Raw genomic sequence first — 14,469 nt, forward strand, 5'->3', positions numbered from 1 at the left:
CACAACACCCTTGACCAAATGTGTCCGACACATGGATCCTTACGCAATGACAACGGGGGTGTTGCGAAACCCTGACTTCCTACGGTTCCTCAGTTCTCACGTCGCCAACGAACTCGGCGCGAATATCTCGCGAGTGGCGCTGCCGCTGGTGGCCGTGCTGGTATTACACGCCGGCCCCACAGAGGTCGGCCTGCTGTCGGCGCTGCAGACGACGGCGCTGCTGCTGATCGGCCTGCCCGCGGGGGTGTGGGTCGACCGGATGCGCAGGCGCCGCGTGCTCATGGTCTCCGACCTGGCCAGGTTCCTGCTGCTGGGCAGCATTCCCGTCGCGGCCGAGCTGGGCGTGCTGACCATCGAGATGATGTTCCTCGTGGCGCTGCTGGTGGGCGCGGCGCAGGTCTTCAACGACGTGGCCGACCGCACCTACCTGCCCGATCTGATCACCACGGGGCAGCTCGCCGACGCCAACTCCAAGCTGGAGGTCGTACGTTCCAGCGGGTCGTTGTCGGGGCCCGCCATCGGCGGCGCGCTCGTGCAACTGCTGGGGGCCTCGCGCACGCTCGTCGCAACGGCGCTCGGCGCGCTCGCCTCGGTGCTCGTCCTGAGCAGGATCAAGGCGCCGGACAAACCGCCGGCCGCCGTCGAGCCCACGCCGCTGATACGCGGCATCCGCGAAGGGCTCGCATACGTCTGGCAGGACAGCCTGATGCGCACGTTCGTGATCACGTCGGCGGCGATGAACCTCTTCGTGAGCGCCGTACTCGGACAGTCGGTGTTGTTCCTGGCCGACGAGGTCATGCTCACGCCCGGCCTCATCGGCGTGCTGCTCATGTCGGGCGGCATCGGCGGCCTGATGGGCGGCCTGACCGGCGGCTGGCTGTCCAGGAAGTACGGCACCGCGCGGATGACCTGGCTGGCCGTCACCATCGGCTCGCCCTTCGGCCTGCTGCTGCCGATGACGGAGCCCGACTGGCGGGCGGTGTTCTTCGCGATCACCTCGATCGGCCTGTCGTGGAGTTCGGTCCTGCTGAACGTGGGGCAGGTCACCTACCGGCAGACCGTGACCCCCGAGCACGTGCTCGGCCGGGTCAACGCGTCGGTGCGGTTCATGACCTGGGGCATGATGCCGCTGGGCGCGCTGCTCGGCGGTCTGGTGGCCCAGCAGATCGGCGTACGGCAGGCCTTGTGGGTGTTCATGGGGGGCAGGCTGCTGGCGTTCCTGCCGCTGTTGTTCTCGCCGCTGCCCCGCATGCGCGACTTCGGCGAGGTTCAGGCCAGGTCGTAGACGGCGCCACTGCGGGCCAGTTCGATCGGGCCGCCGTAGCCGCCTTCCGAGGCCTCCCTGAGCACCGTCGCCTCGTCGTTCCAGGGGACGAGGTGGGTGAGCACGAGCCGGCCCACGTCGGCCATGGCGGCGTGCTCGGCGGCCTGGCGGCCGGTCAGGTGCAGGCCGGACGGCAGGTCAGGGCGGTCGACGAAAGACGCCTCGCACAGCAGCAGGTCGGCGCCCGCGGCCAGCTTCACCAGCTCGTTGGACTCGCCGGTGTCGCCGCTGTAGGCCACGGACCTACCGCCGCCGCCCACCCGGAAGCCGTACGCCTCCACCGGGTGGTTGACCAGGCCGGCGGTGACCGTGAACGGCCCGATCTCGTACGAGCCGGGCTCCAGCGGCACGAAGTCGAACGCCGTCTCCAGGCCGGGCTCGTCCGGCATGCCGTACGCGGCCGCCAGCCGGCGCGGCGCGTCCACGGGCGCGTAGACGGGCACCAGCGGGTACGGCGCCGCCGGCCCGTACGTGCGGGCGACGTGATAGCCGCAGATGTCGAGGCAGTGGTCGGCGTGCAGGTGCGTCAGGCAGATGGCGTCCACGTCGTAAAGGCCGATGTGGCGCTGGAGCGCGCCGAGCGAGCCGCTGCCGAGGTCGAGCACCATCCTGAACCCGTCCGCCTCGATGAGGTAGCAGGACGCGGGGCTGTCGGGGCCGGGGTAGCTCCCCGAGCATCCGACGATGGTCACCTTCAACGGTTTCTCCTTCGCTGGGGACCCCGGGCTTCGACCCTGGGGAGGAGAGCGAACACGCCGCGGAGCGGCGCCGTGCACGTCGGTTCGCCGTCCGGGCGGAACGACGTCGAGCAGGACCGGTGTCGGTGCCACCGGCCAGGGACCCGAATCAAGTGGGCTCCTTCCCGGTACGACGCTCCGCGTCGCTGGGCCCCTCGATCCCGGTGTGCTCCCTTGTCGCGCCGCCGTTCCAAGCCCCGGAAACGGGTGCGGCCGAGTGCCCGTTCCAGGTGGTGCCCCCCAGCGGTGCGACCTCGACCGCGTCGATCTCCGGCCCCAGGAAGCGCCGCCCGAGCCGGGCGAACAGCAGGGAGTCGCCGGTGGCGCGGAAGCGGTGCCGGGGGGCGGCCTCGCCGCCTGCCGCCAGACCGCGGTCGTGCAGGATGCGGTAGACGTCCTTGGCCGTCTCCTCCGCGCTGGAGACCAGCGTCACGCCGTCGCCGGCGACGTAGGAGATGGCGCCGGTGAGCAGCGGGTAGTGGGTGCAGCCGAGGATGAGCGTGTCGCACCCGGCGGCCCTGATGGGCTCCAGGTAGTCGCGGACGACCTCGATGAGCTCGTCGCTCATCGTCTCCCCTCGTTCGACGTACTCCACCAGGCGTGGGGCGGCCACGCCGGTGAGCCGCACGTCGGGCGCCGCGGTGAAGGCGTCGTGGTAGGCCATCGAGTCGATGGTGGCCCTGGTGGCGATCACGCCCACCCTGCCGGTGCGGGTGGCGCGCACCGCCCGCCTGGTGGCGGGCTGGATCACTTCGACGACCGGCACGTCATAGCGCTCGCGGGCGTCGCGCAGCACGGCGGCGCTCGCGCTGTTGCACGCGATCACGAGCATCTTGACGTCGTGCTCGACGAGGTGGTCCATCACCTCCAGGGCGTAGGCGCGGACCTGCGCGATGCTCTTCGGCCCGTACGGCTGGCGGGCCGTGTCGGCCACGTACGTGATCGACTCGCAGGGCAGCTGGTCGATGATCGCGCGGGCGACCGTCAGGCCGCCGACCCCGCTGTCGAAGATCCCAATACTCGCGTCCGGCACGCCTTCGAGGGTAGGCGACCTGCCCGATCAACTCTGCGTAAGAATGCTCACAGTCGCGCGCCGCGCTCGCTCATTTGTGAAACATGGTGGTGATGTGGTGGCGCCTTGGCCGCCACCACACTTTCATCCCCTGCCGACGCGGGCCAGCTGGCGCGACTGGGCCACGAGCCTGCCGGTCGAGTCGCGTACCTCCGCCTCCTCGTCGAACCAGCCGTCCGAGACGAGCCGGCCGCCGCAGAGCACGGTGAGCCAGCCGGGTGCGGGCAGGGCTCGCAGGTGCAGGGTGAGGTCCACGGTCGGCGCCCAGCCGCGCGCGCCCGCGGAGAACACCACGGGCGGCAGCGCGTCCACGGCCAGGGCCAGCACGTACGGGTCGGGGTCCTGCGGCTCCGCCATCCTGAAGTAGGCGCGCGACTCCGGCCTGCCGCTGGGCTCGCCCTTCAGCCAGCCGATCGTGGGCGGGTCGAACAGCACCTCCATCTGGGCGTTCAGCATCATGCCCGACTCGGGCTTGGGGTCGGGCAGCGGGACGCAGTCGTCCATGCCGGGCATGGCGAAGGGCGCTTCGGCGGCGTAGACCGGCTCGGCCCCGTGCAGGGTGGCGGTCGTGACCGAGCTCGCGATCTGCGCCACGCCGTCCTGCACGAGCGTGGCCCTGGCGAACGCGGCCGTCCTGCCCGCCTTGAGCGGCTCGATGACGACCTGGGCGGGGCCGGGGACCGGCGCCTTCAGGAACTGCGCGCTCGTGGTCACGGGATGGTCGAACGGCGAGGCCTGCGCGGCCGCACGCATGATCACGGCCAGCAGGTAGCCGCCGTTGAGCGGTCCGCCGATGCCGTATCCCGGGTCGAGGCACACATCATAAGTGTTGTCGTCGACCCTGATCACCTGTGTCGCCTCGTCGAACTTCGTCATCCGCACCCACCTCGTCTGGAACTTAGTTCTAGTGCCCCCTTACTGTAGCCGCGTGACGGCAGGCGTACCGCCACGAGTGGGACTCCTGGTGGGAAGTCGTACTTCAGCGCATTGCAAGCGGTGGTCTACCAACATCAGCTACCTTCACTGTGGCCATAAGTCCACATTGTGAGTTGAGTGATGTCTGTGAATAATCCCCCGTCCGGTCAGGACCCTGACCGGACCACGGCATACAACTGGAACCAGGGGCAGCAGCCGGAGAACCCCCCGACGATGCCGATGTCATCGGGTGGCCCGTACCCGCCGCAGCAGCCTTACGGCCAGCAGGCCCAGGGGGGCTATGGCCAGCAGCCGCCGCCACAGCAGCCGTACGGCCAGCAGCCTCCCTACGGGCAGCAGCCGCAGCAGCCGCAGCAGCAGTGGCAGCAGGGCGGCTGGCAACAGCAGCAGCCCCAGCAGGGCTGGCAGCAGGAGCAGGGCTGGCAGCAGCAGGCCCAGTACGCGCAGGGCGGCGGCTGGCAGCAGCAGGGCCCTGACGGCGCCGGCCCGCCGCAGCCGCCCAGGAAGGGCCCCAAGACGTGGATCATCGCCGTGGCGGCCGCGCTGGCCGTGGTGCTGCTCGGCGGCGGCGCCGTGTGGGCCGTGGGCGCCATCGGCGGCGGCGGCGCGCAGCCGCACGAGGTGCTCCCCGCCGACAGCCTCGCCTACGCCCGGCTCGACCTCGACCCGGCCGCCAACCAGAAGGTGGCGCTGTTCCAGCTGGCCAGGAAGTTCACGGCCACCAAGGACACCTTCTCCGGCGAGGACCCGCGCAAGGCGCTGTTCGACACCATCACCCAGGGCGACGACTCGAAGGTCGACTTCGCTCAGGACGTCGACCCGTGGCTGGGCAGCAGGATCGGCTTCGCCGCCGTCCCCTCCGGCAAGGACGAGCCCGACTTCGCCGTGGCCGTGCAGGTCACGGACGAGGAGCTGGCCAAGGCCGGCATCGCCAAGCTCATGGACGGCGACAGGTACGGCATCGCCTTCCGCGATGACTACGCGCTCCTCGCCGCCTCGCAGGAACTCGCCGACAAGTACGCGCAGGCAGAAGGCAGCCTGGGCGACAACGCCGACTTCAATGACGACATCGCCGCGCTCGGTGAGCAGGGCGTGTTGTCGTTCTGGGCCCACGTCGGCAGCATCGCCGAGGCGACCAAGAAGGCGATGACACCCGAGCAGGCCGCGGGCCTCCAGCAGGTCAAGGACGCCAGGTTCGCCGGCGCGCTCCGCTTCGACAGCGCCTACGTCGAGCTGGCCGGCGTCGTCAACGGCGCCAAGGGCATGACGCCCCAGGGCGACCTGCCTCCGGCCAACCTGGGTGTCCTGCCCGCGAGCACGGCCGGCGCCCTGTCGATCTCCGGCCTCGACCAGGTCCTCACCAAGAACTGGGCCAACATCGAGAAGCAGGCCACGGCCACCGGCTCCGCCGACGTCCAGCAGATGCTCGCGCAGATCAAGACCCGCTACGGGCTGGAGCTGCCGGGCGACCTCGCGACGCTCTTCGGCAAGAACTTCACGTTCGCGGTCGACAGCGAGGGCCTGAGCGACAACCAGTTCAGGGCCGGCGCGCGCATCGCCACCGACCCGGCCAGGGCACAGGCCGTCCTGGACAAGATCCAGCAGGCGATGGCCAACGGCGGGCAGGGCGCTCCGCAGATCGCCAAGGTCGCCGGTGACGGCGTCTTCACCGTGGCGACGACGGACGACTACGCCAAGAAGCTTGCCGAAACGGGCACGCTGGCCGACTCGGAGACGTTCAAGACGGCGATCGCCGACCCGGACGAGGCCAACATGGCGCTCTTCGTCGACCTCGACAAGATCGAGAGCCTGTACCTGAACTCCATGCAGGGCGACGAGAAGGCCAACGCGCAGGTGCTCAAGGCCGTCGGCATGAGCACGTCAATGACCGACAGCTCCGCGACGTTCTCGCTGAGGGTGCTGGTCAACTAGACGGGGCCCGAGACAGCCGTACACGCGACGAGGGCGGCCGGTTCAGCGAACCGGCCGCCCTCGTGCCGTCCTTGGTCCGGGAGCCGTCAGGCCCAGAGCTGGCCTTCGAGGCGGTCCTCCGCCTCCGCGAGCGTGCCTTCGTACGCGCCCGTGGACAGGTATTTCCAGCCGCCGTCGGCCACCACGAAGGCGATGTCGGCGCGCTCGCCCGCCTTGACCGCCTTCCTGGCCACGCCCAGGGCCGCGTGCAGCGCCGCTCCGGTCGACACCCCGGCGAAGATGCCCTCGGCGGCCAGCAGCTCGCGGGTGCGCCGCAGCGCGTCGGCCGAGCCGACCGAGAAGCGCGTGGTCAGCACGGACTCGTCGTAGAGCTCGGGGATGAAGCCCTCGTCCACGTTGCGCAGCCCGTAGACCAGCTCGCCGTAGCGCGGCTCGGCGGCGACGATCTGCACGTCCGGCACCCGCTCGCGCAGGAACCGCCCGACCCCCATCAGCGTGCCCGTCGTGCCGAGCCCGGCCACGAAGTGCGTGACGGTGGGCAGATCCTCCAGGATCTCCGGGCCCGTTGAGTCGTAGTGGGAGCGCCAGTTGGCGGGATTGCCGTACTGGTAGAGCATCACCCACGACGGGTTCTTCTCGGCCAGCTCCTTGGCCACGCGCACGGCCTCGTTGGAGCCGCCCGCGGCCGGCGAGGAGATGATCTCGGCGCCCCACATGCGCAGCAGCTGGCGGCGCTCCTCCGACGTGTTCTCCGGCATCACGCAGATCAGGTTGTAGCCCTTGAGCTTGGCCGACATGGCCAGCGAGATGCCGGTGTTGCCGCTGGTGGGCTCGAGGATGGTGCAACCGGGAGTGAGCCGCCCGTTCTTCTCGGCCTCCTGGATCATCCAGAGCGCCGGACGGTCCTTGACCGACCCGGTCGGGTTGCGGTCTTCGAGCTTGGCCCAGATCCGCACCTCCGCGGAAGGGGACAACCTCGGCAGCCCCACCAGAGGCGTGCGCCCGACCGAGTCGATCAACGAGTCGAAACGCATGTCAGCCACCGGCGACGGCGGGAAGCACGGTCACCGTGTCGCCGTCGGACAGCGGCGTGCCAAGCCCGCCCAGGAAACGCACGTCCTCGTCGTTGAGGTAGACGTTGACGAATCGGCGCAGATTGCCCTGGTCGACCAGGCGGTCCTTGATGCCGGGGTGGCGCGACTCGAGATTGCTGATCAGCTCGTCGAGGGTGGCGCCCTCGGCGTTGACGGCCTTCGCGCCGTCAGTGTAGTTGCGCAGAATGGTCGGAATGCGAACCTCGATGGCCATCGCGGTCAGTCTCCTCAGGTCAGTCGTCGTCCCATCGGCAGCAACGCCGACGGCAGGATGCGGATTCCGGGGAAGTTTCACCAGGGATCTGCTCGCCGGGCGCCGCGCCCTCACGGGCGTGACGGCAGCCCGCGCAGCGGCTCTCTCACGGACAGTCGTAGACGACGACAGCCGGGGTGTGCGCGAAAAGGAAGCTCTGCACCTGCCGGACCATCATGGGATGAACCTTACCTCTTCCTCCGTGATGACGCCTTCGAGGATGCGGTAGGAGCGGAACTCCACCTCGGTGTCGTCCTTGGTGGAGACCAGGACGTAGTGGGCGTCCGGCTCGGAGGCGTAGGACACGTCGGTGCGCGACGGGTAGGCCTCGGTGGCAGTGTGGGAGTGATAGATGACGACGGGCTCCTCGTCGCGCTCGTCCATCTCCTTCCAGACCCTGAACTGCTCCATCGAGTCGAAGCGGTAGAAGGTCGGCGAGCGCTCGGCGTTCTCCATCGGGATGAACCGCTCGGGCACGCCGTCCCGGCCCGCGATGATGCCACACGCCTCGTCGGGGTGATCGGCACGGGCGTGTGCGACGATCCTGTCGGCGAGTTCCTGCGAGATCGACAGCATGACCCGGAAGCTACCAGAGTGCCCGCACCAGGCTGTCCTGCAGGTAGGTCAGCCAGTCGTAGGTGACGTAGGCCGGGTAGCGGGGGTCGTCCTCCGACATCATCGCGATCTCGTCGTGGACCTCCTCCGTCACCTCGAGCTTGACTCCGAGCGTCAGGCGCACGTCGTTGAGCGAGCGCAGCCAGGCCTGGGCCTGCTCGGGCGTGAGCTCCGCATGGCCGGGAGCGGCGGTGTCGAAGACGGTCTGCGCGTCGGCCCGCTTGCCGTCGCGCAGCGTAGCCTCGGTGTAGCGGCGGAACTCGGCGGAGTCCTTCTCGTCCTCGTACGCCGAGGGGAACAACCTGGCCAGCACCGGATCGGACGGCACCGCCGTGTCACCGATCCCGAGCGCCCGCTCCAGCGGGTCGTCGCTCGTCTGGCCCGGAGAGACGATGCCGAGCATCATCGACACGAGCGAGCGCAGCAGCGAGACCTCCGCGGCCTCGAAGACCGCGATGACGCCGCCGTTCCTGCCCGGCTTGAACCCCGAACTCACCCGTGCCGCCTCACTTGACCGAATCCGGCTGGACCGTCGCCCACAGGCCGTAGGAGTGGAGAATCTGCACATCGCGTTCCATCTCTTCACGCGTGCCACTGGACACGACAGCCTTGCCCTTGTGGTGGACGTCCAGCATGAGTTTCTCGGCCTTCTCCCTGGTGTAGCCGAAGACCGTTTGGAAGACATAGGTCACGTAGGACATGAGGTTGACCGGGTCGTTCCAGACGATGGTCACCCAAGGCAGATCGGGTCGGACGTCCGATGACGGACGCTCAACGGCGATTGGAGCGGTGCTACCCACATCCCCGAGTCTGCCCTATCTGGGCCGTAGTCTTCGACTCGTGACAATGACCATAAGCACTGCGTTGCTCACAGATCACTATGAGCTGACGATGCTGCAGGCGGCCCTGCGGAGCGGCGCGGCGCACAGGCGCGCCGTCTTCGAGGTGTTCGCCAGGCACCTGCCGGGCGGGCGGCGTTACGGGGTTGTCGCCGGGACGGGACGTGTCCTGGACGAGCTTGAACGCTTCCGATTCGGTGACGAAGAACTCACCTACCTGCGCGAGCACCGGGTCGTCGATGAGTCCACTCTGGCGTTTCTGGCCGATTACCGATTCTCGGGCGACATCTACGGCTATCGCGAGGGCGAGCTCTACTTCCCCGCCTCCCCCATCATGATCGTGGAGGGCACCTTCGCCGAGGCCGTGCTCCTGGAGACGATCACGCTGTCGATCCTCAACCACGACTGCGCCATCGCCTCCGCCGCCTCCCGCATGGCCAACGCCGCCGGCAAGCGCCCCCTCATCGAGATGGGCTCGCGCCGTACGCACGAGAGAGCCGCGGTGGCCTCCGCACGGGCCGCGTACATCGCGGGGTTCGCCTCGACCTCCAACCTGATGGCCGGACGCGTGTACGGGGTCCCCACGGCCGGCACGGCCGCCCACGCGTTCACCCTGCTGCACGACTCGGAACGTGACGCGTTCGAGGCCCAGATCGCTTCCCTGGGGCCGGAGACGACGCTGCTGGTGGACACGTACGACGTGGCCGAGGCGGTCCGCACGGCCGTCGAGCTGGCCGGACCCAAGCTGGGGGCCGTCCGCATCGACTCGGGCGACCTCGCGGCGGCCGCGCAGGAGGTGCGTGAGCAGTTGGACGCGCTCGGGGCGTTCAACACCCGTGTCCTCGTCACCTCCGACCTCGACGAGTACGCCATCGCCGCGCTGGCGGCCGCCCCCGTGGACGGCTACGGCGTGGGCACCTCCCTGGTGACCGGGTCGGGCGTGCCCACGGCGGCGCTGGTGTACAAGCTGGTGGCGCGGGAGACGGCCACGGGCGAGCTGGAGGCCGTGGCCAAACGCTCGGTCGGCAAACCGTCGCGCGGGGGGCGCAAGGAGGCCTACCGGCTGTACGACGAGAGCGGCCACTGCGACACCGAGCTGATCACGACCGGCGGGCTCGCCCCGGAGGGCGGCATCCCCCTGCTGCACGAGCTCGTACGCGACGGCGAGGTCGTCGGCAGGGAGCCCCTGTCCGACGCCCGCGAACGTCACGCCAAGGCCGTCACCAAGCTCCCCCAGGACGCCCTCCACCTCGGCCGGGGCTATGCGGCGATCCCCACCGAGTTCGCCTGACGTATCGTGGCACCATGGGCAGCGCGCTGATCATCGTCGACGTGCAGAACGACTTCTGCGAGGGCGGCAGCCTCGCCGTCGCCGGCGGCTCGCAGGTGGCGGAGGCGATCACCCGTCACGTGGCCGACCACGACTACGACCACGTGGTGGCCACCCGCGACCACCACATCTCGCCGGGCGAGCACTTCTCCGAGACCCCCGACTACGCCTCCACCTGGCCCGCCCACTGCGTCGCCGGCACGCCCGGCGCCGACTTCCACCGCGCCTTCGACCTGTCGGCGGTGCAGGAGGTGTTCAGCAAGGGCGCCTACGACGCGGCGTACAGCGGGTTCGAGGGCACCTCGCGCGAGGGGGAGCCGCTGCAGGAGTGGCTGAAGGAACGCGGGGTGAGCCAGGTCGACGTGGCCGGCATCGCCACCGACCACTGCGTGCGCGCCACCGCCCTCGACGCGCTCAAGCACGGGTTCGAGGTGCGGGTGCTGCTCGACCTTACGGCGGGCGTGGCACCGGCGACCACGGAGGCGGCGCTGGCGGAGCTCAAGGCCGCCGGCGCCGCCCTGCGCGGCACGCCCGTGCTGGGCTGATCAGTTGGCATCGGAGGGAAGCGCCGTGAAGGCGTCGCCCCAGAGCGGCTTCATCGCCCCGAAGAGCCGCTGATCGCGCGTCAGCACCCTGGTCGTGGCATGCCGTCCGGCCACGAGCGCGACCGAGGCGTCCGTCAACCCGACGCACATGCCCCGATAGCGTTCGACGATGTGCACCGCCCGTCGGACGTCGGCGGCCGCCACGGAGACCATCTCGTAGCTCCCGTCGCTGACGTCGTGCAGGAACCGAAGCTCCCTGCGCTCCCCGGCGCGTTTGGGGAACATGTAGTCCACCTCGGCGAGCACGTAGGGGGACAGCAGGAGCGGCCCTGGGTCGGACAAGGGGACGTTCGCCGACGACCTCTTCGGCGAGAGCGCGTGTGACCGCTTCGCGGATGTAGTCCCCTTCGGACATCTCGTGGCAACCCTGCGGTCATGAGGAGGTCAACATCGGCGCGCGGCAACCTCATGCGAAGAGTGGAAGATCTTCACCCGGGCGACAGGACCTTCAGCCCTGGGCCAGCCGCAGGGCGTCGTCGGCCTGGTCGAAGACCTCGAAGGCGTGCCGGAGCCCGGTGATCGACAACACGCGCTTCATCACCCCCTGGACCCCCCCGAGCAGCAGCCTGGTGTCCCTGGTCTCACAGCGCTGCAGAATCTCGACGAGTTCGTTCACGCCCATCGAGTCGCAGAACCAGACGGCGCTCAGGTCGATGACGAGGAACGGCGTCGGCGGCACGTCCCACACGCGTTGCAGGTGCTCCCTCAGCACCGGCAGCCCGTTGACGTCGAGTTCGCCTTCGAGCCGGATGATGACGGCGTTCTGAGAGAGGCCGGAAGTGACGATCAGCGTCGACCTACCGGTGGCCTCAGACGACATGGGTGGAGTCCTTCTGCATATCTCGAGACAGCCAATCGTGGTTGTTGCCGCTTGGGTCGAGCTTCTAACAGAAGGTCACTGCTCTGTGTCCAAACACACATAGTCACTCAGCGCGACCGCGCCCGCGGCGGCGCGGTCGGTAGGCGCGCGGCGCAGGGGGCGGTGCGCCGCGCGCGGTGACGGCCTCAGATCGCCCCGAAGGATCGTGGGAGTGGAGCCACCAGACCGAGATCCCGCCCTTGCACCGCCTCGAGAAGTACGCCGCGTTCTTCGCCACCAGGTGATCGCTGGCCAACGGGCACGCCCGCGTGCTGCCGCTGTCGGACATGACGGCCGACGAGCTGGCGGAGCACCGCGCTGCTCGACGAGCTGACCCGCTGCGCAGGAACGCGCTGCGCCACCAGGCCTCCGCCGAGAGGCCGCCACCACAGAGGTCGTCTACCGCCCCGACGGCAGGCACGAACGCCGGCCCGAACGATGCCTCATCATGGTCAGGCACCTCGCCCCCACCCGCGAACCCTCACCAGCCCAGGGCGCTAGCGTCGCTGGGTGGCCCAGCGGCGGATGGTGGCGATGCGTTCCTGGATCTGCTCGGCGGTCGCCTGCGCGATCGGCGGCCCGCCGCAGGCGCGGCGTAGCTCGGAGTGGATGACCCCGTGCGGCTGGCCCGTGCGGTGGTTCCAGGCGCCGACCAGGCCGTTGAGCTCGCGCCGCAGCTCGGCGATCTGCTCGTGCGGCGCCAGGGTCTGCCGCGGCTCGGCGTCCGGCTGCTTGCGCTTCGCTGCCTGCTGGTCGGACTGGCGTTTGCGCAGGAGCGTGGCCACCTGGTCGGGCTCCAGCAGGCCGGGCAGGCCGATGAAGTCCTCTTCCTCGGCCGAGCCGAGCTCGGCCCCCGTGCCGAACTCACCCCCGTCGAACAGCACGCGGTCGAACGTGGCCGACGTCTCCATCGTCTCGAACGGCAGCTCGTCGCCCAGGACGTCGGGGTTGTCCTTCTCGCGGTTGGCCTGTTCGAGCAGGGTGTCGTCGAGGCCGTCCTCCGGGGGCCGCTTGTTGAGGACGTGGTCGCGCTCGGCCTCCATCTCGTTGGCCAGGCCCATGAGCGTGGGGACCGAGGGCAGGAAGACGGACGCGGTCTCGCCGCGCTTGCGGGCGCGGACGAACCGGCCCACGGCCTGGGCGAAGAAGAGCGGGGTCGAGGTCGAGGTGGCGTAGACGCCCACGCACAGCCGGGGGATGTCGACGCCCTCGGACACCATGCGCACGGCCACCAGCCAGCGGTCCTCGGACGCCGCGAACTGCTTGATCTTCTTCGAGGCGCCGGGGTCGTCGGAGAGCACCACGGTTGCGCCCTCGCCGCTGATGTTGCGCAGGTGGCGGGCGTAGGCGCGGGCGGTCTCGTGATCGGTGGCGATGACCAGGCCTCCGGCGTCGGGGACGCCCCTGCGCACCTCGGTGAGCCGGCGGTCGGCGGCCTGCATGACCTGGCGGATCCAGTCGCCCTTCGGGTCGAGCGCGGCCCGCCAGGCCTGGGAGAGCTGGTCCTTGGTGAGCGGGGTGCCCAGGGTCGCGGCGATCTCGTCGCCGGCCCGCGTGCGCCACTTCATCTCGCCGGAGTAGGCCAGGAAGATGACCGGGCGCACGACCCCGTCGTCGAGGGCGGGGCCGTAGCCGTAGGAGTAGTCGGCGACGCTGCGTTTGAAGCCCTCGGCGTCCTCCTCGTAACCGACGAACGGGATGGGGTTGTCGTCGGACCTGAACGGGGTGCCGGTGAGCTGGAGCCGCCGCGTGGCGGGCTCGAACGCCTCGCGCACGCCGTCGCCCCACGACTTGGCGTCGCCGGCGTGGTGGATCTCGTCGAAGACGACCAGGGTCTTGCGCGCCTCGGTGCGCGCCCGGTGCAGCGCCGGGTGCATGGCGACCTGCGCGTAGGTCACCGCGACCCCGGTGTAGTCGCGGGACGTGGCGCCCTGGCTGTTCTTGAACTCGGGGTCGATGTTGATGCCCACCCGCCCGGCCGCGTCGGCCCACTGGCGCTTGAGGTGCTCGGTGGGCGTCACGATGGTGACCGCCCTGATCACTCCCTTGGCGAGCAGCTCGCTGGCGATGCGCAGGGCGTAGGTGGTCTTGCCCGCGCCCGGGGTCGCCACGGTGAGGAAGTCGCGCGGCTCGCGCCTGAAGTAGAGGTCGAACGCCTCCTGCTGCCACGCGCGCAGCTTCTGGGCGGTGCCCCAGGCTGCTCGGTCGGGATAGGAAGGCGAAAGGTGGGACGCGGCGAAGGTGCTCACCGCATCACCTCTGGGGTTGGTGTGCTTCGCTTTCTCACAGTGACCCTAGAGTAATCGGGCCCACCGACAAGACGTGCCGTGAGCCGAGGATTCTGGCCAAGGTGATCCTCACGTGTTAGGGGGCGGGGGCTTCTCATCCCGGCCGGATGCTCGTCATGACCATGTCGAGCTCCTGCCTGCGATCGGTGTCGGCGGGCTGGAGCAGCCCGACGAGCAGCACGGTCCTGGCGCCGCGAGTGAGCAGCATCACGCGCAGGAACGCCGGCCGGTTGACCACGTCCCGATATTCCGCGCGCAGTGCCCGCGTGTGACCGTCCGGGAGCTTCTTGTCCTCGACGACGGTCACGCGGTCCCCTTTGAGCAGGAGCCTGGAGTAGAGCTCCGCCGCCTCCTTGGCGGCCTTGCCCGCGTCCTTCGCCGGCGGCATCGGCCTGGCCATGACGAGCGCTCCCGCGTCGTCCCTGATGACCGAGGTGAACCCGGTCACCGGCGGCACCGGCCCCTCGCGCCACCCCTGCGGCAGGGCCACCGACACTCCCGCCGGCGAGTCGCTCGACCGGCCGTTGTCCGCCGGCGGCGCGGTGGACCGCAGCACCACGGCGGCCACCACGATCAGCCCCGCCC

At 69.8% G+C, this 14,469-nt stretch carries 16 protein-coding genes; 4 read left to right on the forward strand and 12 right to left on the reverse strand.

The window, feature by feature from the left end:
- The first annotated feature begins 46 nt into the window (after window positions 1–46).
- Window positions 47–1,285 (forward strand): MFS transporter, encoded by a 1,239-nt coding sequence (locus tag GUY59_RS04585; RefSeq protein WP_161714399.1) that lies wholly within the window; start codon window positions 47–49, stop codon window positions 1,283–1,285.
- Here the strand turns inward: GUY59_RS04585 and GUY59_RS04590 are convergent.
- From GUY59_RS04590 to GUY59_RS04600, 3 genes are all read right to left on the reverse strand, one after another.
- A complete protein-coding gene (locus tag GUY59_RS04590) occupies window positions 1,270–2,022 on the reverse strand; it encodes an MBL fold metallo-hydrolase (RefSeq protein WP_138199005.1) in 753 nt (250 codons plus the stop codon). The two genes, GUY59_RS04585 and GUY59_RS04590, sit on opposite strands and share 16 nt — an antisense overlap.
- Before the next feature lie 148 nt (window positions 2,023–2,170).
- Window positions 2,171–3,094 carry a glutamate racemase gene (gene murI / locus GUY59_RS04595; protein ID WP_132330666.1) on the reverse strand — a complete coding sequence of 308 codons (924 nt, stop codon included), beginning with the start codon at window positions 3,092–3,094 and terminating at the stop codon, window positions 2,171–2,173.
- A gap of 123 nt (window positions 3,095–3,217) precedes the next feature.
- Window positions 3,218–4,009 carry a thioesterase family protein gene (locus tag GUY59_RS04600; RefSeq protein WP_138199004.1) on the reverse strand — a complete coding sequence of 264 codons (792 nt, stop codon included), beginning with the start codon at window positions 4,007–4,009 and terminating at the stop codon, window positions 3,218–3,220.
- Between the two features lie 273 nt (window positions 4,010–4,282).
- Between GUY59_RS04600 and GUY59_RS04605 the strand changes: the two genes are divergently transcribed.
- The gene (locus GUY59_RS04605; RefSeq protein WP_236666828.1) at window positions 4,283–6,001 is read left to right on the forward strand and encodes a DUF3352 domain-containing protein; all 1,719 of its coding nucleotides are present in this window, start codon (window positions 4,283–4,285) and stop codon (window positions 5,999–6,001) included.
- Window positions 6,002–6,087: 86 nt separating this feature from the next.
- Here the strand turns inward: GUY59_RS04605 and GUY59_RS04610 are convergent, their stop codons facing one another.
- The 5 genes from GUY59_RS04610 to clpS form a co-directional block, all read right to left on the reverse strand.
- Complete coding sequence (locus tag GUY59_RS04610; protein WP_138199003.1) at window positions 6,088–7,035, reverse strand: PLP-dependent cysteine synthase family protein; 948 nt, start codon at window positions 7,033–7,035, stop codon at window positions 6,088–6,090.
- Window position 7,036: 1 nt separating this feature from the next.
- Window positions 7,037–7,309, reverse strand: a complete 273-nt coding sequence (locus GUY59_RS04615; RefSeq protein WP_132629100.1) for a MoaD/ThiS family protein — start codon at window positions 7,307–7,309, stop codon at window positions 7,037–7,039.
- Between the two features lie 213 nt (window positions 7,310–7,522).
- Entirely contained in the window at window positions 7,523–7,924 is a 402-nt protein-coding gene (locus GUY59_RS04620) for a Mov34/MPN/PAD-1 family protein (protein ID WP_138199002.1), read from the reverse strand.
- Between the two features lie 10 nt (window positions 7,925–7,934).
- Complete coding sequence (locus GUY59_RS04625; protein WP_138199001.1) at window positions 7,935–8,459, reverse strand: DUF2017 domain-containing protein; 525 nt, start codon at window positions 8,457–8,459, stop codon at window positions 7,935–7,937.
- Window positions 8,460–8,469: 10 nt separating this feature from the next.
- Window positions 8,470–8,763, reverse strand: a complete 294-nt coding sequence (clpS, locus tag GUY59_RS04630) for an ATP-dependent Clp protease adapter ClpS (protein ID WP_132330654.1) — start codon at window positions 8,761–8,763, stop codon at window positions 8,470–8,472.
- Between the two features lie 46 nt (window positions 8,764–8,809).
- Here clpS and GUY59_RS04635 point away from each other — a divergent pair, with 46 nt between their 5' ends.
- Both GUY59_RS04635 and GUY59_RS04640 read left to right on the forward strand, forming a co-directional pair.
- On the forward strand, window positions 8,810–10,093 hold the full coding sequence (locus GUY59_RS04635) for a nicotinate phosphoribosyltransferase (RefSeq protein ID WP_171055286.1): 1,284 nt from the start codon (window positions 8,810–8,812) through the stop codon (window positions 10,091–10,093).
- A 14-nt stretch (window positions 10,094–10,107) separates the two neighbouring features.
- Window positions 10,108–10,677 carry an isochorismatase family protein gene (locus GUY59_RS04640; RefSeq protein WP_138198999.1) on the forward strand — a complete coding sequence of 190 codons (570 nt, stop codon included), beginning with the start codon at window positions 10,108–10,110 and terminating at the stop codon, window positions 10,675–10,677.
- On the opposite strand, the gene GUY59_RS04645 is transcribed toward GUY59_RS04640, so the two are convergent.
- From GUY59_RS04645 to GUY59_RS04660, 4 genes are all read right to left on the reverse strand, one after another.
- Window positions 10,678–11,019, reverse strand: a complete 342-nt coding sequence (locus tag GUY59_RS04645) for a PIN domain-containing protein (protein WP_138198998.1) — start codon at window positions 11,017–11,019, stop codon at window positions 10,678–10,680. It abuts the gene before it with no gap.
- A 166-nt stretch (window positions 11,020–11,185) separates the two neighbouring features.
- Window positions 11,186–11,557: an STAS domain-containing protein gene (locus tag GUY59_RS04650; protein ID WP_138198997.1), complete on the reverse strand. Its 372-nt coding sequence runs from the start codon at window positions 11,555–11,557 to the stop codon at window positions 11,186–11,188.
- A 536-nt stretch (window positions 11,558–12,093) separates the two neighbouring features.
- Window positions 12,094–13,845 (reverse strand): DEAD/DEAH box helicase, encoded by a 1,752-nt coding sequence (locus GUY59_RS04655; RefSeq protein WP_171055285.1) that lies wholly within the window; start codon window positions 13,843–13,845, stop codon window positions 12,094–12,096.
- Between the two features lie 133 nt (window positions 13,846–13,978).
- A partial coding sequence (locus GUY59_RS04660) for a hypothetical protein (protein WP_161714400.1) occupies window positions 13,979–14,469 on the reverse strand: 491 nt, incomplete at its 5' end.

This window comes from Nonomuraea sp. K271, from assembly GCF_009908215.1.
GTDB lineage: Bacteria > Actinomycetota > Actinomycetes > Streptosporangiales > Streptosporangiaceae > Nonomuraea > Nonomuraea longispora.